The 24,770-nt window shown below is 40.3% G+C and carries 22 protein-coding genes; 9 read left to right on the forward strand and 13 right to left on the reverse strand.

The features are described from left to right. The first annotated feature begins 55 nt into the window (after positions 1-55). Both trkA and PCNPT3_RS00795 read left to right on the forward strand, forming a co-directional pair. Positions 56-1,432 carry a Trk system potassium transporter TrkA gene (gene trkA, locus PCNPT3_RS00790; protein ID WP_015463964.1) on the forward strand — a complete coding sequence of 459 codons (1,377 nt, stop codon included), beginning with the start codon at positions 56-58 and terminating at the stop codon, positions 1,430-1,432. Positions 1,433-1,449: 17 nt separating this feature from the next. Beyond that, positions 1,450-2,895 carry a TrkH family potassium uptake protein gene (locus PCNPT3_RS00795; RefSeq protein WP_015463965.1) on the forward strand — a complete coding sequence of 482 codons (1,446 nt, stop codon included), beginning with the start codon at positions 1,450-1,452 and terminating at the stop codon, positions 2,893-2,895. A 36-nt stretch (positions 2,896-2,931) separates the two neighbouring features. Here PCNPT3_RS00795 and rmuC read toward each other — a convergent pair whose 3' ends face one another. Together rmuC and PCNPT3_RS00805 are read right to left on the reverse strand one after the other, a co-directional pair. Further along, positions 2,932-4,314: a DNA recombination protein RmuC gene (gene rmuC / locus PCNPT3_RS00800; protein ID WP_015463966.1), complete on the reverse strand. Its 1,383-nt coding sequence runs from the start codon at positions 4,312-4,314 to the stop codon at positions 2,932-2,934. Beyond that, positions 4,314-4,565, reverse strand: a complete 252-nt coding sequence (locus tag PCNPT3_RS00805) for a hypothetical protein (RefSeq protein WP_015463967.1) — start codon at positions 4,563-4,565, stop codon at positions 4,314-4,316. The genes rmuC and PCNPT3_RS00805 overlap by 1 nt, the downstream gene beginning before the upstream one ends. Positions 4,566-5,017: 452 nt before the next feature. On the opposite strand from PCNPT3_RS00805, the gene glmS reads away from it, so the two are divergent. The 7 genes from glmS (at position 5,018) to nirC (ending at position 13,698) form a co-directional block, all read left to right on the forward strand. Beyond that, complete coding sequence (gene glmS / locus PCNPT3_RS00810) at positions 5,018-6,850, forward strand: glutamine--fructose-6-phosphate transaminase (isomerizing) (RefSeq protein WP_015463968.1); 1,833 nt, start codon at positions 5,018-5,020, stop codon at positions 6,848-6,850. A gap of 129 nt (positions 6,851-6,979) precedes the next feature. Beyond that, complete coding sequence (fbp, locus tag PCNPT3_RS00815; protein ID WP_015463969.1) at positions 6,980-7,990, forward strand: class 1 fructose-bisphosphatase; 1,011 nt, start codon at positions 6,980-6,982, stop codon at positions 7,988-7,990. A 240-nt stretch (positions 7,991-8,230) separates the two neighbouring features. Further along, on the forward strand, positions 8,231-8,905 hold the full coding sequence (locus tag PCNPT3_RS00820) for a hypothetical protein (RefSeq protein WP_015463970.1): 675 nt from the start codon (positions 8,231-8,233) through the stop codon (positions 8,903-8,905). Positions 8,906-8,969: 64 nt separating this feature from the next. Beyond that, on the forward strand, positions 8,970-9,638 hold the full coding sequence (locus PCNPT3_RS00825; RefSeq protein WP_015463971.1) for an HAD family hydrolase: 669 nt from the start codon (positions 8,970-8,972) through the stop codon (positions 9,636-9,638). Positions 9,639-9,974: 336 nt separating this feature from the next. Beyond that, positions 9,975-12,524 (forward strand): nitrite reductase large subunit NirB, encoded by a 2,550-nt coding sequence (gene nirB, locus PCNPT3_RS00830; RefSeq protein WP_015463972.1) that lies wholly within the window; start codon positions 9,975-9,977, stop codon positions 12,522-12,524. Beyond that, positions 12,521-12,850, forward strand: coding sequence for a nitrite reductase small subunit NirD (gene nirD, locus PCNPT3_RS00835; RefSeq protein ID WP_015463973.1), 330 nt, complete (start codon positions 12,521-12,523; stop codon positions 12,848-12,850). The genes nirB and nirD overlap by 4 nt, the downstream gene beginning before the upstream one ends. 59 nt (positions 12,851-12,909) lie before the next feature. Continuing rightward, a complete protein-coding gene (nirC, locus tag PCNPT3_RS00840; protein WP_015463974.1) occupies positions 12,910-13,698 on the forward strand; it encodes a nitrite transporter NirC in 789 nt (262 codons plus the stop codon). 70 nt (positions 13,699-13,768) lie between these two features. Here nirC and PCNPT3_RS00845 read toward each other — a convergent pair whose 3' ends face one another. The 11 genes from PCNPT3_RS00845 to PCNPT3_RS00895 form a co-directional block, all read right to left on the reverse strand. Beyond that, complete coding sequence (locus PCNPT3_RS00845) at positions 13,769-14,740, reverse strand: calcium/sodium antiporter (RefSeq protein ID WP_015463975.1); 972 nt, start codon at positions 14,738-14,740, stop codon at positions 13,769-13,771. Between the two features lie 75 nt (positions 14,741-14,815). Further along, the gene (gene rpoZ / locus PCNPT3_RS00850) at positions 14,816-15,091 is read right to left on the reverse strand and encodes a DNA-directed RNA polymerase subunit omega (protein ID WP_015463976.1); all 276 of its coding nucleotides are present in this window, start codon (positions 15,089-15,091) and stop codon (positions 14,816-14,818) included. Positions 15,092-15,266: 175 nt separating this feature from the next. Then, complete coding sequence (gene gmk / locus PCNPT3_RS00855; RefSeq protein ID WP_015463977.1) at positions 15,267-15,890, reverse strand: guanylate kinase; 624 nt, start codon at positions 15,888-15,890, stop codon at positions 15,267-15,269. 139 nt (positions 15,891-16,029) lie between these two features. After that, positions 16,030-16,593 (reverse strand): phosphoribosyltransferase, encoded by a 564-nt coding sequence (locus PCNPT3_RS00860; RefSeq protein ID WP_015463978.1) that lies wholly within the window; start codon positions 16,591-16,593, stop codon positions 16,030-16,032. Between the two features lie 134 nt (positions 16,594-16,727). Then, positions 16,728-17,303 carry a TetR/AcrR family transcriptional regulator gene (locus tag PCNPT3_RS00865; RefSeq protein WP_015463979.1) on the reverse strand — a complete coding sequence of 192 codons (576 nt, stop codon included), beginning with the start codon at positions 17,301-17,303 and terminating at the stop codon, positions 16,728-16,730. 242 nt (positions 17,304-17,545) lie between these two features. Further along, positions 17,546-19,168, reverse strand: coding sequence for a phosphoenolpyruvate carboxykinase (ATP) (gene pckA, locus PCNPT3_RS00870; protein ID WP_015463980.1), 1,623 nt, complete (start codon positions 19,166-19,168; stop codon positions 17,546-17,548). Positions 19,169-19,411: 243 nt separating this feature from the next. Next, positions 19,412-20,284, reverse strand: coding sequence for an Hsp33 family molecular chaperone HslO (gene hslO, locus PCNPT3_RS00875; protein ID WP_041771232.1), 873 nt, complete (start codon positions 20,282-20,284; stop codon positions 19,412-19,414). 8 nt (positions 20,285-20,292) lie between these two features. Next, a complete protein-coding gene (gene hslR, locus PCNPT3_RS00880) occupies positions 20,293-20,697 on the reverse strand; it encodes a ribosome-associated heat shock protein Hsp15 (protein ID WP_015463982.1) in 405 nt (134 codons plus the stop codon). A gap of 156 nt (positions 20,698-20,853) precedes the next feature. Then, a complete protein-coding gene (gene dsbD, locus PCNPT3_RS00885; protein WP_015463983.1) occupies positions 20,854-22,644 on the reverse strand; it encodes a protein-disulfide reductase DsbD in 1,791 nt (596 codons plus the stop codon). Continuing rightward, the gene (locus PCNPT3_RS00890; protein ID WP_015463984.1) at positions 22,641-23,522 is read right to left on the reverse strand and encodes an FAD:protein FMN transferase; all 882 of its coding nucleotides are present in this window, start codon (positions 23,520-23,522) and stop codon (positions 22,641-22,643) included. The genes dsbD and PCNPT3_RS00890 overlap by 4 nt, the downstream gene beginning before the upstream one ends. Beyond that, entirely contained in the window at positions 23,512-24,753 is a 1,242-nt protein-coding gene (locus PCNPT3_RS00895) for a DUF3570 domain-containing protein (RefSeq protein ID WP_015463985.1), read from the reverse strand. The genes PCNPT3_RS00890 and PCNPT3_RS00895 overlap by 11 nt, the downstream gene beginning before the upstream one ends. Positions 24,754-24,770 lie beyond the last annotated feature (17 nt).

Raw genomic sequence — 24,770 nt, forward strand, 5'->3', positions numbered from 1 at the left:
AGAGTGATGTTTTGCTTTTTCCCATCATCACCCATAAATTGAAAAGTGACATATTGTGAAAATTATAATTTTAGGTGCAGGCCAAGTGGGTGCATCTCTTGCTGAAAATTTAGTGGGTGAGAATAATGATATTACCGTTGTTGATCACTCCCATGAGCAGTTACAAGCACTTCAAGATCGTTTCGACTTACGCGTTGTGCTCGGCAGCGCATCGAGTCCGACTACGCTTGCAGAAGCAGGTGCGGCTGATGCAGATATGCTAATAGCGGTGACCAACTCTGATGAAGTGAATATGGTGGCCTGCCAAATTGCGTTTACGCTGTTTAATGTGCCGAAGAAAATCGCCCGTATTCGCTCGCAAAGTGTGGTGATGTATGAAAAAGAATTATTTAATAGTGACGCTTTCCCCATTGATCATATGATCGCGCCTGAAAAACTGGTCAGCGATTATATTTTCCAATTGATAGAGCACCCAGGGGCATTACAAGTTGCCCACTTTGCCGAAGGTAAGATCGGTTTAGTTGCGATGAAAGCGTATTATGGAGGCTCTTTAGTCGGTAGCGCAATTTCAACATTAAAAGAGCATATGCCAAATATAGAAGCGCGCGTGGCGGCTATTTTTCGTCGAGGTAAAGCCATTAGACCGCAGGGATCAACCATCATTGAAGCGGATGATGAAGTGTTCTTTATTACGGCGAGTCAGCATATAAAAGCAATCATGAGTGAAATGCAAAAATTAGAATTGCCTTATAAGCGCATTATGATTGTGGGTGGTGGCTATATTGGTGAAAGTTTAGCAAAGCGTTTAGAAAAAGATAATTCTGTTAAGTTAATTGAAAAAAATCTTAAACGTGCTGAATATTTATCGGAAACGTTATCAAGTACGTTAGTTTTTTGTGGCGACTCTTCTGATCAAGAATTATTACTTGAAGAGCATATTGATCAAATTGACTTGTTTATTACCGTCACTAACGATGATGAAGCAAATATTATGTCAGCTATGCTAGCAAAACGACTTGGCGCACGAAAAGTAATGGTGCTTATTCAACGTAATGCTTATGTCGATCTCGTACAAGGCAACATTCTCGATATTGCTATCTCTCCCCAACAGGTCACGATTTCAGAGCTATTAACCCATGTGCGTAAAGCCGATCTTAAATATGTGTATTCGTTACGTGAAGGGATGGCTGAAGCGATAGAAATTGTGGCGCGAGGTGATAAGATCACGTCGAAAGTGGTTGGACGTGAAATCAAGCAGTTAAAATTACCTAAAGGTACGAGTATTGGCGCGATAATGCGTAATGGAGAAGTGTTGATAGCGCATGATAAGACCATCATAGAAAGCGATGATCATGTCATTTTATTTTTAGTGAATAAAAAATACATCACTGAAATTGAAAAGTTATTTCAGCCAAGTCCTTTCTTTTTATAAATATAAGCGCATAGATAATGGTTTACCGTCCTCTTTTTTTTATTACCGGCCTCGTTTTATCAAAAATGGCGGTATTTATGTATTTCCCCATGGCTTTGGCTTTTTATAATGAGTCATTGGGTGGGGTAGAATTTCTCGCCGCTATTATTATTACGCATATCTTTTCATTTATTTTTATTTTTGTGGGTGATGAAAAAGAGCGTTCTCGTTTAGGCGTACGAGAAATGTTTTTATTAACCACGGGGGTATGGGTCTTAGCGAGTTTATTTGCGGCGCTACCTTTTGTTTTTATTGAACATATTAGCTATAGCGATGCCTTCTTTGAAACAATGTCAGGGATCACCACTACCGGCAGTACGGTGTTACATGATTTAGATTCGATGCCACATAGTATTTTATTATGGCGCTCTATTTTGCAATGGTTAGGTGGTGTGGGCTTTATTGTGATGGGCGTAGCTATTTTACCTTTTTTGAATGTGGGTGGGATGCGTTTATTCCAAACGGAATCGTCAGATTGGTCAGATAAAGCCGAGTCTAAAACGCGCCAAGTTGCCTTAGATATTTTAGCGGTTTATTTACTGCTGAGTATTTGTTGTTTTATCGGTTATAGACTCACGGGGATGAATGGCTTTGAAGCGGTTAATCACGCTATGACCACTATATCAACGGGAGGTTACTCCACCTCTGATGGCTCTATGGGCCACTTTTCTATCGGCGCGCATTGGAATGCCATTATTTTTATGTTCTTAGGTGGGCTACCGTTTTTACTGCTTATTCGCGCCTTTAATCGGCGTCAGCCCAGTGCGATTTATAAAGATGCACAAGTCTGTGGATTTTTTACCTTAGTGGTTGTTTTTTCATCATTGCTGACGGTTTATTTGGTGCTAACCGATCAGTTTGGATGGTTAGATGCATTACGCTTAAGCTTATTTAATGTGATATCGATATTAACGACCACCGGCTACGGGTTAGATGATTTTGTGCAATGGGGTGATTTTAGTGTTGTTATCTTTTTAGGCTTGCTCTTTATAGGGGCGTGTTCAGGCTCTACCGCGGGCGGTATTAAAATATTTCGTTTTCAAATTGCCTTGCGCTTATTAAATCGACAATTACTTTTGTTAATGCACCCTCGGGGTATTTTCCCTCAAAAATACAATAATCGCATTGTAAGTGATGATATTTTACGTTCATTAATTGCCTTTGTATTGGCGTATTTAATGACGATAGGCTTGTCTACTTTACTGCTCAGTTTGTTTGGCTCTCCTGCGATTGAAGCGTTTACCGCCTCTATTACCGCGGTGTCTAATGTGGGGCCGGGACTCACCCCTTCGATTGGCCCGTCAGGTAATTTCGCACATCTAGCCGATGCATCAAAGTGGGTGCTTGCGATAGGGATGTTGATGGGCCGTTTAGAAATACTGACCGTTGTAGTCTTGTTTACTCGTCATTTCTGGCGTCGCTAGTATCGTAAAAATATGAGATAAGTGACGTTATTCTTTTTATAGCGTCTTTATCTCTATTTCACTGTCCGTTATAGCGTGCGTGGCCTCACTTAACGAAACGCCTGATCCTGCGTTAGTAACTAAGCTCTCTGGCAACGGTTTGTTGACTACCACTCCCATTTGGCGCAATGCTTCGGCTTGCGCGATGACATTGCCTCTGCCGGTACTCAGCTGTTTTAATGCATGATCATAGCTATCTTGCGCTTTGCCTAGGCTTTGCCCAACATCAAGCATATTGTGACTAAAAAGGCGCAGTTTGTCGTATAACTTACTGGCTTGTGCTGCGATATGCCTCCCATTTTTATGTTGCTGATCAAAGCGCCATAAGTTTTCGATGGTGCGCAGGGCTATCATTAAATTAGTGGGGCTTGCGAGTAAAATATTATTATCTAATGCAAGTTTTACAAGCTCAGGATCATGCTCAATGGCAACGATAAAAGCGGGCTCAACGGCCACGAATAAAAGCACATAATCTAAACGATTGGCGCCGAGTAAATTTTGATAATCTTTTTTACCTAAACTTTTTATATGTTGACGAATAGAGGCGCAATGCGCGCTGATGGCTTGTTTCTGCTCAGTGACATCATCACTATTAAAAAAGCGTTCATAAGCCACAAGGGATACTTTCGAGTCAATAATAATGTCTTTTTGTTGCGGTAAGTGCACGATGACATCGGGAAGGAAGCGTTGCCCTTGTTCATTTTTATAGTGTTTTTGAGTTTCGTACTCATGGCCTTCACGTAGCCCTGAGTTTTCTAAAATACGCTGTAGAACAATTTCACCCCAATTACCTTGCTGTTTATTGTCCCCTTTTAGTGCATTGGTTAAATTAAGCGTTTCTTGTTGCATCAACAGGTTAATATTTGCTAATTTTTTAATTTCGCTTTGTAAGTTATAACGCTCTTTACTCTCATCAATATAACATTGGGTGACTTGTTTTTTAAAACCTTCAATTTGTAGCTGTAACGGGCTTAATAACTGTTGCAGACTTTCTTGGTTTACGTTTTTAAATTGCTCTGATTTTTCACTAAAGATACGTTGTGATAATAATTCAAATTGGTTACTTAATTTTTCTTCGTTATCTTGCTGGTCTCGCAGGCGTTGCTCCCCAGCTTGCTGGCGTAATTCACTTTCACGTACGCGCGCTGTTATCTTTTGATTTTGTCGTTGTAGGCTGTCTATGAGTATTGTTTGTGAGTCTATTTTCTCATTGTATTGCACTGCCTGCTGTTGTTGAAACCCCAGGGATTGCTCGTTGAGTTGCAGGTTAATACTCAGCTCCGTATTTTTATTTTTTAAGCGCATAAAAATAATAACAACCAATAACAAGAGGGCACTTTCAAAGGCGAGTAAAAGAAGTAAATGGTTTACAGTCAGCATTAATATTCCATTCTTTTAAGATAATAAATGACACTTTTATTAGATAATTTCCACAGACCTAAATAAAGGAGATAAATAGCAAAAACAATCCACTTATGGATGTTACTGCCCTGATCTAGGGTTTGAAATGTGAAGCTCGCGTCAGATTGTTGCAGTATGTAAACATAGAGAAACATTATCAAGGGGATAACAAAAACACTCGATAGCTTCCAAATTAACAGTAACAATTGACTAAAATGCCGTTGTAACATTGCATATTCCTTATTATGCGACAGACTTATAGGCCAAAATAAGTCACTAAGATACCCATGATACTTCAAGATGCAAAATCAGCAAGCGCAGCGCTAGCTCGAATAGGATTGTTGTGTTGCAAGCAATGAAAAGACAATCGTATTAACAAAATAGTACTTTATCAGCGCTCTGATCGGGCCGTATCAGTATCTGCAGGTAGTTAGGAAAGGTTTGTGCAGGTTTGTGCATGAAAGTGCGTGCAAAGTTTGATTTATCGGCATATCATGCACATTTGGTTGGGTTCGTGCATTAGTGTGCATGTAGATGCAGTAATGCGAAAACTTCATATTGATATAAAATTATCCTATTGTCGCGTTAGTGTACAAGGCGGATTTTTGATTAATGGAATGCGCTATGTCGTGAAAAACATAGCATTAACCCGTATTTAAGTTTAAAAATAAAAGGCATTATTATGTGTGGGATAGTCGGTGGAGTGGCACAACGAGATATCGTTGAGATTTTATTACAAGGCTTACAACGTCTTGAGTACCGCGGTTATGACTCGTCCGGTATTGCATTGGTGAGTGGCAAGGGAACATTAGAGCGTGTGCGTTGTGTCGGAAAAGTGCAAGCACTGCGTGATAGCTTAAAAAATTCCCCTTTACAAGGTGGAACAGGTATTGCTCATACGCGTTGGGCAACGCATGGCGCGCCCAATGAAGTAAATGCGCATCCGCATTTTTCAGAAGGCCGAATTGCTGTCGTACATAACGGTATTATTGAAAACCATCAAGTGTTACGCCAGCAATTACAAACACAAGGTTATGTTTTTAGCTCAGATACGGATACCGAAGTCATTGCGCATTTGATACATGCCAATATGAAAAATAACGACTCGTTATTAAAAGCGGTGCAATACACGACGAAACAGTTAACGGGTGCTTATGGCATGGTCGTTATTGATTCAACCGACCCTGAATGCTTGGTCGTGGCGCGATCTGGTAGTCCTTTGGTGATTGGTTATGGTGTGGGTGAGCATTTCGTCGCATCCGATCAAATTGCATTATTACCGGTAACACGTCGCTTTGCCTTCCTTGAAGAAGGCGATGTTGCGCAGGTTACGCGTCAACAAGTACTGATATTCGATGCAAGTGGTGAGGCGGTTACGCGCGCTATCACGGAATCTAATGTGGTACACGATGAGAGTGATAAAGGCGAATATAAACATCATATGCTTAAAGAAATCTACGAGCAACCGGTGGCAATACAACGCACTCTGAGCGGGCGTATTAGCGACACGAGAGTGCTAGATAATGTATTTGGTGAAAATGCTAGCGCCTTATTACAAAAAGTAAAACATATCCAAATTATTGCCTGTGGTACCAGTTATCACTCTGCAATGACGGCGCGTTATTGGTTTGAATCGATTGCAGGTGTCTCTTGTAATGTTGAAATCGCTTCTGAATTTCGTTACCGAAAATCAGTGACGCAAGCCAATAGTTTATTAGTAACCCTTTCGCAATCGGGTGAAACAGCAGATACGTTAGCGGCTTTACGTTTAGCTAAAAAACAAGGCTATATGGCAAGTTTGGCGATTTGTAATGTGGATGGCTCCTCATTAGTGCGCGAGTCTGATCTGGTTTATTTAATGAAAGCGGGACCTGAAATTGGCGTTGCGTCGACCAAAGCCTTTACCGTGCAACTGGTTGCTTTAATGATGCTGGTGACTGAAATTGGTCGTTATAATGCACTGAGTAGCGCGCAAGAAGCTGAAATAGTGCAAGCATTACATGCGTTGCCCCAACAAATAGAAAAAGTGTTGGAAATGGATGCGCAGATAAAAGTGCTCGCTGAAGACTTTGCCGATAAACAGCATTGTTTATTTTTAGGTCGAGGCGACCAGTATCCCATTGCAATGGAAGGTGCATTAAAATTAAAAGAGATCTCATATATTCACGCCGAAGCTTATGCTGCCGGTGAATTAAAACATGGTCCTTTAGCGCTTGTTGATGCCGATATGCCCGTTATTGTTGTTGCCCCAAATAATGAGTTGATTGAAAAATTAAAATCCAATGTTGAAGAGGTGCGAGCGCGTGGCGGACTGATGTATGTTTTTGCAGACAAAGACGCAAACTTTAGTCGTGATGAGAGTATGAAAGTATTAGACGTGATACATTGCGACCCATTACTTGCACCTATTATTTATACTATTCCATTACAATTACTGAGTTACCATGTTGCCCTTATTAAAGGCACCGATGTGGATCAGCCGAGAAATTTAGCAAAATCAGTCACGGTGGAATAATAAAACTAAGGATCTTTAGTATCGATGCTGAAGATCCTGCACACCGAATAAGACATTCTTTTTTCTAGTACTTAATGACACAACCATAGAGCAAGATTGCTCTATTTTTTTTATTCATAAGGATAGTAAATGAAAACGCTTGGTGAACACATTGTAGACAAACAATCAGAATTTCCAGATGCCACTGGAGAGTTAACCTCTTTACTGTCCTCTATTAAACTTGCCGCTAAGGTCGTTAATAGAGATATTAATAAAGCAGGGTTAGTTGATATTATTGGCTCAACTGGAGTGCATAATATACAAGGTGAAGATCAACAAAAGATGGATCTTTTTGCGAATGAAAAGTTTAAAGCTGCGTTAGAAGCGCGTGGTCAAGTGTGTGGTGTGGCATCAGAAGAAGAAGATGAGATCATTATATTTAATTCAGAGAAGGGCCATAACGGTAAATATGTGGTGCTAATGGATCCGTTGGATGGCTCGTCTAATATTGATGTAAATGTCTCTGTTGGGACGATATTCTCTATTTATCGCCGCCTTAGCCCAGTGGGTAGTACGCCAACTTTAGATGATTTTTTACAACCGGGAAGTGCGCAAGTGGCTGCGGGATACGTCATTTATGGTTCGTCCACCATGCTTGTATACAGTACGGGTTATGGTGTTCATGGTTTCACCTGCGATCCTTCTCTCGGCGTATTTTACCTCTCTCATGAAAATATGCAGATCCCCGAAGACGGACGTATTTATTCGATCAACGAAGGCAATTACTTAGCCTTTCCCCCTGGCGTAAAAAAATATCTCAAATATTGCCAAGAAGAGGATAAAGAAACTAATCGCCCTTATACATCCCGTTACATCGGCTCTCTTGTTTCTGATTTTCATCGTAATTTATTAAAAGGAGGCATTTATATGTATCCTTCTACGTCGACGTACCGTAATGGAAAGTTACGTTTATTATATGAGTGTAATCCACTGGCATATTTAGTTGAACAAGCGGGAGGGCGTGCGAGTAATGGCTTTACGCGTATTTTAGATATTAAACCAGAGCAAGTACACCAACGCGTACCCTTTTACTGTGGCAGTTTAAATATGATCAAGAAAGTTGAAAGCTTGATCCAAGAGCATCACACCCAAGAAAGCTGATCCGCGTTTTGGTGATATCTCATATTTTTATATGTGTGAGCGTATAATTTATAGCAATGGAATTAATTAAGCTTTCCAGCAAGACGGATCACTTTTTTAGTTCTTTTGGTATTACATGCATATAAAAATTTAACATCCTTGTTGGATGATAGTCATAAATATAATAAAATAATCTCTCTTTTAATAGACGTTATCGAAACGTTATCAATGCATGATAAAGCGATGCATGGAGATTAACCTTTGCCTATAGAGTCACATTACCCTTTAATAGAGATCCCTTTTGAACACCGTTACCAGTGTTGGTTTTGTGGTGAGCCTCAAGATAAAGAGATCACTTTTCCTAAAGAAAAATCCTCCTGTCGTTTGTTAACGCATGCGCCGTTAAATGTGCCGAGTTGCCAAGAATGCTCAACGCTTGTAAAGCATGACGCTTTTGAATCTATTTGGGCGTATCGCTACGCACTCAAAAAGAAATTAATTGTTAAGCATCAAAAAACCTTAAATATTGGCGCGCGCTGGACAAAAGAGGAACTGCAAGAGTCGCAATTTGAAGGCTCTGCCTTTGAGGGGTTTAAGCGAAGTGCGTGGTTTATGTTCGAATTACAGCAAGCAAGAGTGAACTTTGCGGGCTGGCCTGTCTGTATCATTGGCACCGGTATTATCTGCGATGATGCGCAAGCGGAATTTACCTTTGATGGCACGACTTATGCGGATTTTGACAGCGCAATCGCCTCAGTAGTGAGTGCTTTTTATCTGGATGAATTATTGTTTACACGTGTATTGGGTGTGCTGGGTAAAGAGAAATTCGGACATGCGATACGCCTTTGCCGATTATATCCAAATCTCACGACGTCTGCGCGGGACGCTGTTTTTAAAGAGATATTGAGTAGCCTTGGTATTGACGACCCACAATAAAGTATGACATTGATGTTAGAGGCTGCGAAGCGACTAAATTAAAATTAAAAATAAAGGATAAAAAATGCATTATAAAGGCGCAATTTTTGATATGGATGGGCTGTTACTCGACACCGAGAAAGTGTGCCAGAATGCCTTTCGTGACGCCTGCAAGCATTTATCATTGCCGATGCTTGAAGAGGTGTATCTTGGGATCATTGGTTGTAATGCTGCCGGTATAAAAGCGGTGCTCTGTAAGGGCTATGGTGACAGTCTTGATTATGAAACGTTGCGAGAAGAGTGGATGAAACGTTATCACCGTATTGTTTATCATCAAGCTATTCCTGTAAAACCGGGCGCGCTCGCATTACTTAAATGGTTACAAGCGCAGTCGATTCCCATTGCACTTGCCACATCAACCGATAAAGAGCTTTCCAAAATAAAACTAAAATTTTCGGGCTTGTTTGAATATTTTAGTTGTTTCAGTAATGGTTGCGAAGTGAAATGTGGGAAACCCTCCCCTGAGATTTTTTTACTGGCCGCATCAAGGCTTAATATTCCCGCTAATGAGTGCCTTGCTTTTGAAGATTCAAGTAATGGTGTACGCTCGGCGATCAGTGCCGGTATGCAGGTGCATCAAGTGCCAGATTTAGTTGAACCTGATGCACAGGTACGCGCATTGGGACAGAAAGTGAGCGTGTCGTTAACAGAGGTGCTTGCCTTTTTAAAAGAGCAACATGCGCTAAAAAAATAAGGCCTTCATTAAACAAAGCAGAGGCATTCTTAGTGCCGCTTAAGAAATCTCTTCTCTTATATTTTCTTTTTATAAAGAGGAGGGAGCGCGCCTTTTCGATAAATTAAACCTACCCATATTCCTTATTCAGTTGTTTTATAAATCCTTTTTAAACCCCGCTTAAATATCAGAAAAGCTAATCGTATTTAACAGTTTGATATAAAATACTTTATTTTGATATTATGATTTGTTAGTAAAACTGTTATCAGATTGTTAACCTATTGATATCCATCAAAGATCTTTTGTTACAATGCATTAATGTAGTACGTCTGAAAAATATAAAGCATTGAGGGTAGTATGAGCAAAATAAGACTAGTGGTCATTGGCAATGGGATGGTAGGGCACCGTTTTATCGATGATTTTGTAGAAAAAGCGAATTTAGATGAATATGAAATTACAGTTTTTTGCGAAGAGCCTCGAGTTGCCTATGATCGTGTTCACCTCTCTTCTTATTTTTCACATCATACCGCAGAAGAGCTTTCTCTTGTTAAAGAGGGCTTTTACGAGAAACATAATATTAATATCTTGATTGGTGAGCGCGCATTAACCATCAACCGAGAAGAAAAAGTGATCCATTCGCAAACGGGACGTGCCGTCTATTATGATAAATTAGTCATGGCGACAGGCTCATACCCATGGGTACCGACCATTAAAGGCAATGAAGGTCCTGATTGTTTTGTATATCGCACCATTGAAGATTTAGATGCCATTGAAGGCAGTGCTCGTCGCAGTAAAAGCGGTGTGGTAGTGGGTGGTGGATTATTAGGTTTAGAAGCTGCAGGCGCGTTAAAAGCGCTGGGTGTTGAAACGCATGTTATTGAATTTGCACCTGTCCTTATGGCTGAGCAGTTAGATGCGCAAGGCGGTCAAATGCTTCGCGATAAAATTGAGAATATTGGTGTAAAAGTTCATACCAGTAAAAACACCTTAGAGATAGTACGCGGGGGAGAAACCGCGCGTAATACCATGAAGTTTGCAGATGGTACTCATCTTGAAGTTGATTTTATTGTTTTTTCAACGGGTATTCGTCCGCAAGATAAATTAGCACAACAATGTGGCCTAGAAATTGGTACTCGTGGTGGTATTTCTATTAATAATCAATGTAAAACATCAGATGACGATGTTTATGCTATTGGTGAATGTGCGGCTTGGAATGATAAGTTTTTTGGTTTAGTCGCGCCTGGTTATAGCATGGCAAAAGTGGCTGTGGATAATATTTTAGGCGGTGAAAGTGAGTTTGCCGGTGCAGATATGAGCGCTAAGCTCAAATTACTTGGCGTTGATGTAGGCAGTATTGGCGATGCCAATGGACGCACCCCTAATTGTAAAAGTTATGTTTATTTAGATGAGCATAATTCGGTTTATAAACGCATTATCGTTTCCGAAGATGGTAAGCAACTACTCGGCGCTGTGCTCGTGGGTGATACCGAAAGTTACAGTGATTTATTACAATATAAGCTCAATAATATTGAATTACCAAAACATCCGGACACTTTAATTTTACCGGCGCATGCTGGCGGTGAAAAAGTGGGTTTAGGCGTCGATGCTTTGCCAGATTCGGCGCAAGTGTGCTCTTGTTTTGATGTTAAAAAATCGGATATTGCCGACGCGGTTGCCGCCGGGCATTGCACCATTGGCGCGCTTAAAGCTGAAACAGGGGCGGGTACGGGGTGTGGTGGTTGTATTCCTTTGATCACTCAGTTACTTAACTCTGAACTTAGTAAGCAAGGTATTGAGGTTAAAAACCATCTTTGTGAGCATTTTGAATATTCCCGTCAAGAATTATTCCACCTGATCCGTATTGAAAAAATCAAAACTTTCCAAACTCTACTCTCTAAATATGGCAAAGGCTATGGCTGTGAAGTCTGTAAACCGACGGTTGGCTCAATTTTAGCATCATGTTGGAATGAGTATATTTTATCGAGTGATCATAATGGTTTACAAGAAACCAATGATATCTTTTTAGGTAATATGCAAAAAAATGGTACTTACTCGGTAATACCGCGTATGGCCGGTGGTGAAGTGACGGCGAAAGGCCTTGGCGCAATCGCTAAAGTTGCTGAGCAGTATGACTTGTATACCAAAATAACAGGCGCCCAGCGTATCGGCCTTTTTGGCGCACATAAATCAGATCTTCCGGATATTTGGCAACAGTTGTTAGATGCAGGGTTTGAAACTGGGCAAGCGTATGCCAAAGCACTACGTATGGTTAAAACCTGTGTAGGTAGCACTTGGTGCCGTTATGGTGTGCAAGATAGTGTTGGTTTTGGTGTTGAACTTGAAAATCGCTATAAAGGCTTACGTACGCCACATAAGATGAAGTTTGGTGTATCAGGTTGTACGCGTGAGTGCGCTGAGGCACAAGGTAAAGATGTGGGCATTATTGCTACCGATTCAGGCTGGAATCTTTATGTGTGTGGAAATGGCGGTATGAAACCGCAGCATGCATCATTACTTGCGTCTGATTTAGATAAAGAAACGTTATTACAGTACATAGATCGTTTTATGATGTTTTATGTGCGCACCGCAGACAAATTAACGCGTACTTCGGTGTGGCTACAAAGTTTAGAGGGCGGTATTGAGTACTTACAGGATGTTATCGTTAATGACAAACTTGGGATCAATGCACAACTTGAAGCGGATATGGCCATTTCAATCGAGAGTTATGAATGTGAGTGGCAAGCAACATTAAATGATAAAGCGCAATTGGCGCGTTTTTCACACTTTATTAATAGTGACTTAGAAGATGACAATGTGCTGTTTACGCCAACGCGGTCTCAAAAACGTCCTGCGTTTGAAAGTGAAAAAGCCCCTACGTATAAAATTAATTTGGAGACAACAGTATGAGTCATTGGGTCAATGTCTGCGCGTTAGATAAAATATTTCCGGGCACGGGTGTTTGTGCTTTAGTCGATCAGAAGCAAGTCGCTATTTTTCGGCCACACGCGAGTGATGATGTTTATGCCATTGCCAATATGGATCCTTTTGCACGCTCTAACGTGTTATCTCGCGGTATTATTTGTGAGCATGAGGGGCAATATTGGGTGGCATCACCCTTAAAAAAACAGCGCTTTAATTTAGTCAGTGGGCATTGCCTTGAAAATGATGAAGTGAGCGTTGATGTTTACAAAGCCCGTGTTGTAAAGGGCCATGTGGAAATTAGTGTGTCGTAATCGGCTGCTTATGCCCACAAATTGGCTACAAATATTTTTTAAATCTAAGGGAAGAAAAGATGTACGCTAAAAGTATAAAAAAATGTGCAGCTAACGCTGCACGCATTGTTAAATTTGCAAAAGAAGATAAATTGGGATTTTGGATAAGCTCTGCAATGGCAGGTGCGTATGTTGGACTCGGTATTATTTTAATCTTTAGTTTAGGCAACGTGGTTGATCCTTCGATGCGCACATTAGTAATGGGTAGCTGTTTTGGGATCGCATTAACACTGGTTATTATAGCGGGCTCAGAACTGTTTACGGGTCACACTATGTTCTTAACCTTTGGCGCATTGACCAAGCAAATCACTTGGAAAGATAAATTCGTTGTTTTACCACAAACGTGGATTGGCAATTTAATTGGCTCTATCTTTGTTGCTTACCTTTTTTATCTTGCCGGTGGTGGTGCGTTATTAAATTTTGAAGGCAGTTTATTGCATAAAGTCGCTTTTGCTAAAACGCAGGCGCCAGCTTTAGTTTTATTTGCTAAAGGCATGCTTTGTAACTGGCTTGTTTGCCTTGCTATTTGGATGGCACTGCGCACTGAAGGTAGTGCTAAATTTATCGCTATCTGGTGGTGTTTGTTAGCTTTTATCGCGTCAGGTTACGAGCATAGCATTGCAAATATGACTATCTTTGCACTTTCGTGGTTTGGTGATGCGAAAGAAGGCTTTAACATGGTGGGTATCGGTCATAACTTACTTTGGGTGTCATTAGGCAATGTAGTGAGTGGCGCATTATTTATGGGCGTGGGTTATTGGTTATCAACACCAAAATTCGATCGTTTAAAGTTAATGTTTAAAAAATAATATTAGCGAAAATAAAAAAGGTTATCAGTACACTTAAGTACATTGATAACCTTTTTTTTTGCGTTTTTAATTAAGCGACAAAAAGCCAAAGCATATAAGCGATATAAGCACTTAATAAAACCGCGCCCTCTACGCGCCCTAAGCGGCCTGTCTGACCTTTTCGCCAAGCGATAGAGAATACTATCAATGTTAGCGTTAATGCTATCATCACCGGGAAATCACGCGTGATAACGGCATTGTCGACCGTCCCCGGGTTAATTATTCCGGGTAATGCCATAACGCCTAATAAATTAAAAATATTTGAGCCAATAATATTACCCACGGCTAAATCAAATTCTTTTTTTCTAGCAGCTGCAATCGTGGTGGCAAGCTCAGGTAAACTGGTACCAATGGCGACAATCGTTAAGCCAATGATTAAATCACTGACATGATAGTATTGCGCAATTTCGACCGCGCCCCACACTAAAATACGTGATGAAATAATCAAAACGACAATGCCAATAATTAACCACTTTAAAGCGACTTTCTTAGAGACCTGCTCTGGGAGTTCATCAAGAATTTCTTGTGATAAATTATCTTTATCGTGATTTTTTGCTTCCCAAATAGTAAAGGCTAACATGGCAAACATCATGCTCAGTAAGATAATGCCATTGAAGAAACTCAGGTAAAGATCAGAAACCAGAAAATAGGTAAAGAGGCTGATCAGAAGTAAGGCTGGCATCTCACGTTTAAGCAGTTTAGAGTGAATTTGTAAGGGATAAAATAAGGCGGTTAAGCCAAGCATCAAGCCGACATTCGTAATGTTAGAGCCAATCGCATTGCCGACTGAAAGTCCTGTTTTACCGGCAAAAGCCGCCATGGCCGAGACAAGCATTTCGGGAGCAGAGGTACCTAATCCGACGATAACGACGCCGACAATCAAAGGTGATATTGAAAAACTACGCGCGGTATTGGAGGCGCCTAAAACAAATTTATCAGCACTCCAAATGAGTAATGCAAAACCAACAATAATGGCCAATGCGGCAGATATTAAAGTGAACAATCTATTTTCTCCGAATAAAAAAAACGTCGTGCATTTACATGGACGACGTTTTAAAAGAGGGTGTTAAAGAGGGAGTTAGCCTCTTCCTTCTGCAATAGCTGCAACAGCTGCAAGTTCAGCTGCTTGTTTCTCATGTTTTTCTTGGCGATCTTGAATGTCCATATATTCGTTAGTGATCAAGCCTGCTTCGATTTCACGTAATGCGATCACGGTAGGCTTATCATTTTCAGGATCAACTAAAGGCGTTTTACCTTGTGTTGCAAGCTGGCGAGCTCGACGAGATGCCATTAAGATAAGATCAAAACGATTACCAACTACATTTACTGCATCTTCAACGGTTACACGTGCCATGTTGCACTCCAAAAATTAATTACATAAAAACGGGCGCTTATTATACACCTGCAAGGGTGATATGCCAAGTAACAACGCTTAGATGTTTAAAAATTAGTCAATATCACGTAAATATATCAATAAAGGCGCCGATATTACAGTAAATATAAGTGCTAGAAGAGCTTATGCCACTTTTTTATTTTAGCAAGTTTGCGATCATATCTTTATGCAGCTGGATCTGGCCTGCTTGTAAATTACGTTTGGCATTTACAATGCTTGAAAACTCCCGACACGCCTTATCGAAATCGTCGTTAATGATCAAATAATCATATTCATTATAATGCGACATTTCAGATTGAGCTTGTTGCATGCGTTTGTTAATGATCTCACTGCTATCTTGGCCACGTGTTTGTAAGCGTTTCTCTAACTCAACACGGCTCGGTGGCAGAATGAAAATGCCCACCGCGTCTGGCATCATTTCTCGGACTTGGCGTGCGCCTTGCCAATCAATATCTAAAAAGACATCGATACCTTGTTGCAGTGCTTGTTCAATGTTAACGCGTGATGTGCCGTAGTGATTACTGAACACTTTTGCCCATTCAAAAAAAGAATTACTATCAATGAGTTGTTGAAATTGTGCAAGGTCGACAAAGTGATAATGCTCACCGTCGCGTTCACCTTTACGGGGTGCGCGTGTAGTATGCGATACGGAAACTTGTAATTGCCATGCTCGTTTTTCTGCTAATAACGCATTAATAAGGCTGGATTTTCCAGCGCCACTTGGGGCCGATATAATATAAAGCGTGCCAACTTGGGACATAAATCTATCTTCCTGATCGAGTATATTTGATGGGCGCGGATTATCGCCTATTTTGAGGGGAATGTCCTTTTTATATCAAAAATAGAAGCAAAAAAAAGAAGACAATAATGTCTCCTTGTTAATTTTTTGATCGCCAAGATTAATCGACAAAAAGGTGCTTAATGTTCTCAAGATCTTTTTTGCCTTCAAGCAGTTCTTCTCGACTTAACCCAGAGACTTCATGTGGAAATACCAACCATTCATCAGACTCGTGAATATAATAATCAGGTACGATATCAACCATTTTATTTTTAGGTTTGTAATAAGGCGTCGCAATACGCACATCGTTAGGCATATTCAAGCGCATTTTTTCAAAAAGTTTATCTTTTAAAGCCACCACGCTACGACCAGAGTCAAATACATCATCGACAATCAATAAAGCATCATCGGCATTAGCATGTTTAACAATATAATCTAAACCGTGTACTTTAATGATTTTACTTTGTTGGTTGATCCCATAATAAGAAGAGGTTCGCACTGCAATATGATCCGTTTCTACTTTTTTAAAGTCGAAAAATTCTTGTACGGCAATACCAATGGGTGCGCCTCCACGCCAAATCCCTACAATAAATTGTGGACGAAAACCACTCTCAAATACTTGAGATGCCAAGAGAAATGAATCTTCTAATAATGTTTGCGCGCTAATAAATACTTTGTCGGACATGTGCCTCTCCTAATAATGTTGCGCAAAGTTTAGAGCAATGTGCGCATAGGATCTACACTTCATTATTATTTTATGGGAATAACGCTGCAGATAAGTTTATTTTTAGGCCTTGTACGTGGTGTTAGGTATAAGCGCTAACGTTTAAAACGTAATAAAAATTCAATGCAGGTGATAGCTTCTAACGCACTCTTATTATTACCGAGTAGCAAAGCGCTATTAAGCGCGCCTTCACGTAATAAGAATAAGGTATTGAGCAGGAGAGTTTGTTTCTCTGCTTGGGGCTCAAAACTATTAATATGCAGACTTAATAGTTTTTTTATCTTTTCTTTGTGCGCTTGGCATAATTGATAAAGAGCAACGTTTGTTTGCCCATATTCAGCGCAACTATTTTGAAAGTAGTCTCCTCTAAAAGGGCCTAATAGGGACTCTCGGTCGTTGATAGCATCATCAAGAAGCTCAAAGAACATTAGGAGAGCGTCTTTTCCTGTTTCTGCTTGTTGTAATTTTTGCTCAATAATCTCAAACTCTAAATTATCGCGATATAGTAACGTTTCGAGGATCAAAGCATCTTTACTGACAAAATGATTGTATAACGTTTTTTTTGCAATATTGGCGGTTTTAATAATTTCATTAATACCCACCGCATGGATACCTTTTTGGTAAAACAAATTAAATGCAATATTGATAATATGATTTTTTTTATTGTGCATTTTCACCTATCTCTACAGTTGAGTCATGGATGCAATCGATGCTTGGCTATTGGCAGGATCTGTTTTCTTGTGTACTTATAACAAAGGAACTAAAAAATGATCCGTCTTACTTGTGAAATTATCCCTACGCTTTTAATATTTATTTTTTAAATGATGAGCGCGTATTCTGTTTGCTATGACTTGTGGTTAACGATGCGAGTAGGGCGCGGATAAATTGCCCCACTCGCATTGATATTAGACCACTATGTAGGTAATGTCGGACCCGCACTGAGTAATGCTTTACCTTTTTCTTTATCTGTATATTGAACAAAATTTTCAATAAACAATTTTGCTAAGTGTTCTGCCTTGGTATCCCACTCAATGACGTTCTCATAAGTATCTCGAGGATCTAAAATCTGACTGTCTACACCCGGTAGCGCTGTTGGCACACATAAATCAAACAAAGGGATTTGTATGCACTGCGCATCTTCTATCGATCCATCTAAAATTGCATCAATAATAGCGCGCGTATCATGAATTGAAATACGCTTCCCAGTGCCGTTCCAGCCAGTATTGACAAGATAGGCTTGCGCGTCACACGCTTGCATGCGTTTGTCTAACTGCTCCGCATATTGTGTTGGATGTAAGGTTAAAAACGCAGCGCCAAAACACGCTGAGAAGGTGGGAGTTGGCTCTGTTATGCCACGCTCTGTGCCGGCAAGCTTTGCGGTAAAGCCAGAAAGAAAATGGTATTGCGTTTGTGCTTTTGTGAGTTTTGAAACCGGTGGTAAAACGCCAAAAGCGTCGGCGGTTAAAAAGATAACTTTTTTAGCGTGCCCGCCTTTTGAATGTGGTTTTACGATATTATCGATATGGTAAATAGGATAGGACACACGAGAATTTTCAGTTTTAGTGGCATCATCGTATTGTACTTGTGCATCATCATTAATCATGACATTTTCAAGTAAGGCATCACGACGGATGGCGCCGTAAATATCGGGCTCAGCCTGCGCATTTAAACGGATTGTTTTCGCGTAACAGCCACCCTCAAAATTAAACACCCCTGCATTATCCCAACCATGTTCATCATCGCCAATTAAAGCGCGCTTAGGATCGGTTGATAATGTGGTTTTACCGGTACCCGACAAACCAAAAAAGATGGCCGTATCACCTTGCTCATTCATATTTGCAGAGCAATGCATCGATGCCATGCCTCGTAATGGCAGGAGGTAATTCATTACGGCGAACAAACCTTTTTTCATTTCTCCGCCATACCATGTCCCACCAATAACGAGAAGGTTATCGGTTAGGTTAAAAGCGACGAAATTTTCAGAGTTTAGGCCTTGTGCTTGCCAGTCTGGGTTACTGGCTTTCGATCCATTAAGGAGAACAAAATCAGGTTCAAAATCAATTAACTCTTCTTCAGTTGGGCGAATAAACATGTTTTTAACAAAATGTGCCTGCCATGCAACTTCCATGACAAAACGCACTTTCAAGCGTGAATTTACATTGCTTCCACAATAGGCGTCGACGACAAATAAACGTTTATTTGACAGTTCAGTTGTTACAAGATCTTTAAAATGTGTCCATATATTTTGATCAATCGGATGATTATCATTTTTACCCTGATCGCTCCACCAAATAGTATCGCGCGTGGTGTCATCTTTTAAAATATATTTATCTTTTGGAGATCGCCCGGTAAAGATACCCGTATCGACAGCAATAGCACCTTGGTCGGTTAGAATACCTTTTTCAAAACCGCTTAACTTAGGATCCATCTCTTCAGCAAAAAGTGTGTCATAACTGGGATTGTATATAATATTCGAAATATCTTTAATACCATACTGAGCTAAAGCATCGGCACCTAATGTGGTTGTTTTCGTCATACTGATCTCCTTTTTTGGGCTTGTAATGACACCTTCTAAGTCTAAAAATAGAAAATGAAATTTCATCCCTCCAGAGTAGGAGAAACCGCGGCAAAAGGGTGAGATCTAAGTCATAATATTGGTATAAAAAATAGACGTAAATGTAACGTATTTGTAAAAACTTTGTGTATGTCACTGGCTGAGGGGGAGATTAGCGAAAGAAGGGCGTTATCACCTTGTTAAAAGCGATAACGTTTTTTTGAATTAATGTTGTTGGTTGTGTGTGTCTACCAATAAAACTTGTAAATCATTTATTTCAAAACGATAATCTGTGGCGCAATATTCACAGTGCATTTCAATGGCACCGCGCTCTTTTAATATTTCTAAAATCTCTTCAGGCTGGATAGATGCCAATGAAGAGAGGCAACGCTCTGTTGAGCATGAGCATTGGTAAGTGATCGCTTGTTCATCAAACAAACGTACTTCTTCTTGATGGTATAATCTAAATAATAATTCATCATGCTCTAAATCATAAATTTCTTGTGCTTTTAGCGTATGTGCTAACGCGCAAACATGTTGAAAGTTATTTTCATGCTTTTCTATATCAGCGTCTTTTGCGGGTAAGGTTTGTAATAATAGCCCTGCACATTGCATTTTATCTTTACTATTGGCATGCAAAATAATACGTGTTGGTAATTGTTCTGATTGCTTAAAATAATTTTCGAGACAGGCGCTTAACGATTTGTGATCGAGTGCCACAATACCTTGATAACGTTCACCATTTTCAGGTGCGATAGATATCATTAAATGCCCTTTTCCGACTAACTGCTCAAAAGATAAGCCTTTGGTGTCACCATCAACCGAGGCAGTCCCGCGTAGCACTAAGTTTTGATTGGCATTAATAACTGCCATTTTCACCGGGCCATCACCCTGTAACTGCACCGTTATTTTACCTTCAAATTTTAACATCGCGGTGAGTAACGTCGTCGCGATCAATAATTCGCCCATTAAATTGCTGACTTCTTCCGTGTAATTGTGATTTGCCGTTATTTCACTAAAACTGCTATCTGCATTGGCAATCTCACCTCGAATTTGAAAATCTTCAAATAGAAAACGTTGTAGTTGGTCTTTCATAATATCTCTTCTTAATCAAATATCGCAGTGTTACGTTGAATTTTAGCTTGTATCAACTCTCTGCGTTGTTTTTTGTTGGGTTTTTTGTCAGGGTGTGGTGCATTTTGTAAACTTAATCGTCGTAATTCATTATAGGCATCACGCTTTTTAATACTTTCAGCGGTTTCTGTGTATAACAATGCCGCAATAGGTGCGCCTCTGCGTTGCTCCGATAGTTGTTCAATTTTCACCTGTTTAATGACATCTCCCTGACGGATGTTAAGGGTTGCGCCTAGTTCAATTGTTTTACTGGCCTTAGCGCGCTGACCATTATAATGGACTTTACCACCATTGATCATATCGCGGGCAATACTTCGTGTTTTATAGAAACGCGCTGCCCATAACCATTTATCTAAACGGATTTTTTTATCTGACATAGTGACCTCTCTTGCAATGATTTAGTATAGCAAAGAGTGCCGGGGATTAAAATTGAAGAGAAGGGGCGTAAGCGCCCCTTTTATCATTCTGTTAGTTCAATATTCGCCTTCGATGCGCGCATGGATAGCAGTGCAAGGCGCCTTGAACTTATCGGATCAAGCTAACGTTTTGATTCGCTGTAACGCATCTAATAATTGTGTTTTATCTATTTCACCTAATAAGCGTAAATGACGTAACTCTTTGCCGTCTTTATCTAAAAACAAAATGGCGGGAGGTCCGAAAATTTGCTTATTATCAAGCCATTTACTTTGCGCATCTGTTGGTTTGCTAATATCAAATTGCAGGGCGTTAAAAGCAGTAAAGGCGGCGCGGACGTCGAGATCTTGAAAGACTGTTTTATCCATTACTTTACATGATGCGCACCAATCAGCAGAAATATCGAGGATCGTGATTTGTTTGTTGAGTTGTGCTTTTTTTATATTTTCTTGAATTTCAATCAAGGTACTCACTTTAGTAAAAAGGGGCTTGTTAGGTGTTGTAACGAAACTTGGCATGTCGTCTTTGTGGTATATGTTTTGTAACGGATCTAAAGGATCATGTGCGCCTGTCATTGCCCCACAAAACAGTGCTATCCCATATAAGAGAAGCACAAACGCACCTGCTTTACGTAAGCGTTGACGAGCATTTATGGCGTTTTCTAATGCGCCATAGTGTATTGCAAGCGTGAGAGTAAGTGCCGCCCATAAAGATAAGATCACGACGTCGCTACTAAAACGACTGACTAATACAATGCCAACCGCCAGTAACATTACGCCAAAGAGTTGTTTGACCGCAACCATCCAAGGACCATTTTTAGGTAAGAATTTCCCACCCGTGGTGCCGATGATCAAAAGCGGTATGCCCATCCCCAGTGCCATTGTAAATAAGGCCAACCCACCAAACATCCAATCTTGGGTACTTGATACATACAGTAAAGCGCCCGCTAAAGGTGCTGAAACACAAGGAGAGACCACTAAGGCCGCCAGTGCGCCCATGATAAAGATGCTGATAGTAGTGCCACCCTTTATTTTTTGGGAGCGACTATTTAAGTAAGTTTGCAGGCGAGCGGGGAGTTGTAACTCATAAACACCAAACATGGCTAAGGCAAGGCCGACAAAGATAAGGGCAAACAGGCAAAGCACCCACGTTTGTTGCATTGCTGCTTGTAAATTCATGCTTTGACCCAATGTCGCCGTGAGGATGCCCGCGCACGCATAGCTTGTTGCCATACCTAAAACATAAGCTAAGGCGATTTTAAAACCGCGCCAGCCACTCATTTTACCTTTTTGGCCACCTAAAATAGAGGCTAAAATAGGGATCATAGGCAGAACGCAGGGTGTCAATGCAAGCCCTAAACCTAGCACAAAGAAGAGTAATAAAGCCTGCCAAATATTACTTTCTTCTAATAAAAGAGATAAACCGGTAGCATCATTTTTTAAGGGTGAAGAGAGGATGTTTTGCGGGCTATCTGCATTTAAAATGGCGATATTAGCGCGAGAGGTGATAGTTTGAACATCAATGTTTCGGCTTTGTGGTAAGTAGCATAAACCCGCGTCAGAGCAACCTTGGTAACGTAATTTAACCTGTCCTTGACCTGTAAAAGCAATGCGAATAGAAAAAGGTTTTGCGTAGATATTAACCTTACCATAGGTCAAATCTTCTTTTGGAGTCGCCGGCTCTGAATAAATGTGTTCACCGAGCATTAAGGTGTCGGATGTGCTTTGTATTGAAAGTCTTTTTTTATATAAATAATAACCGGAAGCGGTATCAAATTTAATATGTAATTCATTATTTTCAATGCTGCTGTGCATTGCAAAAGCTTGCTCAACGGATAAAAAAGAGGACTCTGCTTGTACGTAACTAATGGCGCTGTATAGACAAATAAATAGGCGGATAAAAAATTTCATAAACTAATAAACTCAGTATTTTGATGTAGATTTAAAGAGGGATCGATTAAAACAAAGGCTGCATTATCGGGTAATGTTATATCGGGTTTGATGGTAAGAGCGGTGCTATAAATACCGGCTTCTAAGGCGCTATTGGCGACCACAGAGGCTGAAATTACTTGTTTGTGAGTGCCCTTACTAGACAATATATGCGAGGTCTGCTCATCGTTAAATTGATAATGACGTTGATAATGCGCCGAGGTGGTTAATGCTTGGTTTTTGAGTGGCAATGCAAAACGTGTTTTTTGAGGGTTGCTCGGGTCAATAACCGCTACAATAAAATCTTTGCCATTGTCTTTGCATCCTAAGGTCGCAATATCACCTCCAAAATTAATTAATGCACCGCTAGCGCCAGCTTGCTTTGCAATTTTAATCGCCTCATCAATGGCGTATTCTTTGATCACGCCCCCTAAGTCAAATTTGGTTTGAGGGAATTTAAAGGTTAAGGTGAGTTGATTAATCTCCCAGCATGATAGGCCCATAAAAGGTGCTGCTAGCAAGTAGAGTTCACTGCGTGTTAAGTGTTTGTTTTTTAAATTAAAATCTTTTAAGGTGCCAATGCAAATATCAAAAACCTGATCCGTCAGTTGTGATAAGTGGCGAACACGCGTTAATATTTTAGCGCATTCGCTATCCACTTTTAGACTGCTTCCATTACGCTGGTTGAGCATTTTATTTAACCATGAAGATGGCTGATGAAAGTTATATTTTTTTTCTAAGCGCAGAGTATTTACTTGAATATCATGGGCAATCTTTTGTGCCTTGGGAGCATATAAAATTATCTCGCAAGGCACGCTCATCGCATTAAAATGATATTTGTACTGCGTATTAAAACTCATAAGTAGCGCCCAGGATCCACCATTGGTTCGCATAACCATTGCTTTGTTCGTAGTAGGCGCTTAAAGCATTTATTCGCCATTTTTTTGCCACTTTTAGGCTAATGCCTAGCTCATAACCATTAGCGCTAAAATCACCTAAACGGAAATCAGAAGATGCATATCCAGACTCACTAAAGGCATTATTTGAGGCATTTACATCGCGGTAAAAGTTAGCACCTTGCTGGTTGTACCAAGTATAACCAGGAATAATGCTCAGCCATGAGGTGATATTAATATTTACTTTGGCGCCCATTTGATGAGCGACAATGCCCCAGTCATCCATAAAAAATTTATAACTCGGTTGCACAGACAGGTAATTATTTAAGTAGTAAAAACCTCGTACTGAAAATCCACCGAATAAACGTGCATCTGGGCGTGTATCTTGACCTAAAAATATTTCATCATTCTCAATGATGGCATTATTATTAATATCTACTTCGCGCAATACTGTCAGATAATGATTACTTAAATAGCCACCTTTATAGCCACCGTATAAAGTGGCGGTCGCATAGAAATGAGGCGTAAAAACCTGTGACAATCCAACTTCTGCTTCACCTTTAAAAACGCTTTCCCATTGTTGAATATTTTTAAACTCAGAATATTTTTGGAAGGCAAGGGTATTATCAAAAAGTAAGGAGCCTGCAAACGTGTAAGAGCGATTTTTACTACTATCGGCATAAATTAAAGCTTGCGCATTAATGCCTTTGCTTTGGTAATCGTCTTCTTGTGAGTAATTAATACCAAGTGACCATTCATTACGTAGCGTATCGCGATAAGTTAAATTTAAACTACCAGAATAACGAGTATCTTCGAGTTCATAGCGTTGAATGGCATAACCACTACGATAGGGATCATAACCCGCCCGGATCACCGCATCGGTTTTGGCTTGTGCTTTTCTTGTTTGTAGGGCGCGATCTATGCGCTCTACATTACTCGATACCGGCGTCGTCGGCCCCCAAGAAGGAGATGCCCCAGAGACGCTGTCATAGCCTAGCTCTGCATTTAATGTCCAATTGAGCCCGAAGTTTTTTTCTATCGAAAGAATATTATCTGCGGCATTTATTTTGTCGTCGTATTCTTCAAAATTCATGTAATGTAAAGAAATATGATCAGCGCCAGATGCGCTAGGCACAACAGCGATAGCGCTGATAACAACACTACCTAGCAGAGTTAAGGTTAATTTTTTACTCATTTTACTCGTTACGTCCT

It is taken from the genome of Psychromonas sp. CNPT3, from assembly GCF_000153405.2.
GTDB lineage: Bacteria > Pseudomonadota > Gammaproteobacteria > Enterobacterales > Psychromonadaceae > Psychromonas.

Coding starts and splice junctions, on each gene's coding strand:
- pckA (WP_015463980.1), bottom strand. CDS start 19,168: ATGACGAAAACAACCACATTAGGTGCCGATGCTTTAGCTCAGTATGGT.
- PCNPT3_RS00860 (WP_015463978.1), bottom strand. CDS start 16,593: ATGTCCGACAAAGTATTTATTAGCGCGCAAACATTATTAGAAGATTCA.
- nirB (WP_015463972.1), top strand. CDS start 9,975: ATGAGCAAAATAAGACTAGTGGTCATTGGCAATGGGATGGTAGGGCAC.
- PCNPT3_RS00895 (WP_015463985.1), bottom strand. CDS start 24,753: ATGAGTAAAAAATTAACCTTAACTCTGCTAGGTAGTGTTGTTATCAGC.
- nirC (WP_015463974.1), top strand. CDS start 12,910: ATGTACGCTAAAAGTATAAAAAAATGTGCAGCTAACGCTGCACGCATT.
- glmS (WP_015463968.1), top strand. CDS start 5,018: ATGTGTGGGATAGTCGGTGGAGTGGCACAACGAGATATCGTTGAGATT.
- PCNPT3_RS00795 (WP_015463965.1), top strand. CDS start 1,450: ATGGTTTACCGTCCTCTTTTTTTTATTACCGGCCTCGTTTTATCAAAA.
- rmuC (WP_015463966.1), bottom strand. CDS start 4,314: ATGCTGACTGTAAACCATTTACTTCTTTTACTCGCCTTTGAAAGTGCC.
- fbp (WP_015463969.1), top strand. CDS start 6,980: ATGAAAACGCTTGGTGAACACATTGTAGACAAACAATCAGAATTTCCA.
- gmk (WP_015463977.1), bottom strand. CDS start 15,890: ATGTCCCAAGTTGGCACGCTTTATATTATATCGGCCCCAAGTGGCGCT.
- hslR (WP_015463982.1), bottom strand. CDS start 20,697: ATGTCAGATAAAAAAATCCGTTTAGATAAATGGTTATGGGCAGCGCGT.
- nirD (WP_015463973.1), top strand. CDS start 12,521: ATGAGTCATTGGGTCAATGTCTGCGCGTTAGATAAAATATTTCCGGGC.
- PCNPT3_RS00865 (WP_015463979.1), bottom strand. CDS start 17,303: ATGCACAATAAAAAAAATCATATTATCAATATTGCATTTAATTTGTTT.
- PCNPT3_RS00825 (WP_015463971.1), top strand. CDS start 8,970: ATGCATTATAAAGGCGCAATTTTTGATATGGATGGGCTGTTACTCGAC.
- PCNPT3_RS00890 (WP_015463984.1), bottom strand. CDS start 23,522: ATGAGTTTTAATACGCAGTACAAATATCATTTTAATGCGATGAGCGTG.
- PCNPT3_RS00805 (WP_015463967.1), bottom strand. CDS start 4,565: ATGTTACAACGGCATTTTAGTCAATTGTTACTGTTAATTTGGAAGCTA.
- rpoZ (WP_015463976.1), bottom strand. CDS start 15,091: ATGGCACGTGTAACCGTTGAAGATGCAGTAAATGTAGTTGGTAATCGT.
- dsbD (WP_015463983.1), bottom strand. CDS start 22,644: ATGAAATTTTTTATCCGCCTATTTATTTGTCTATACAGCGCCATTAGT.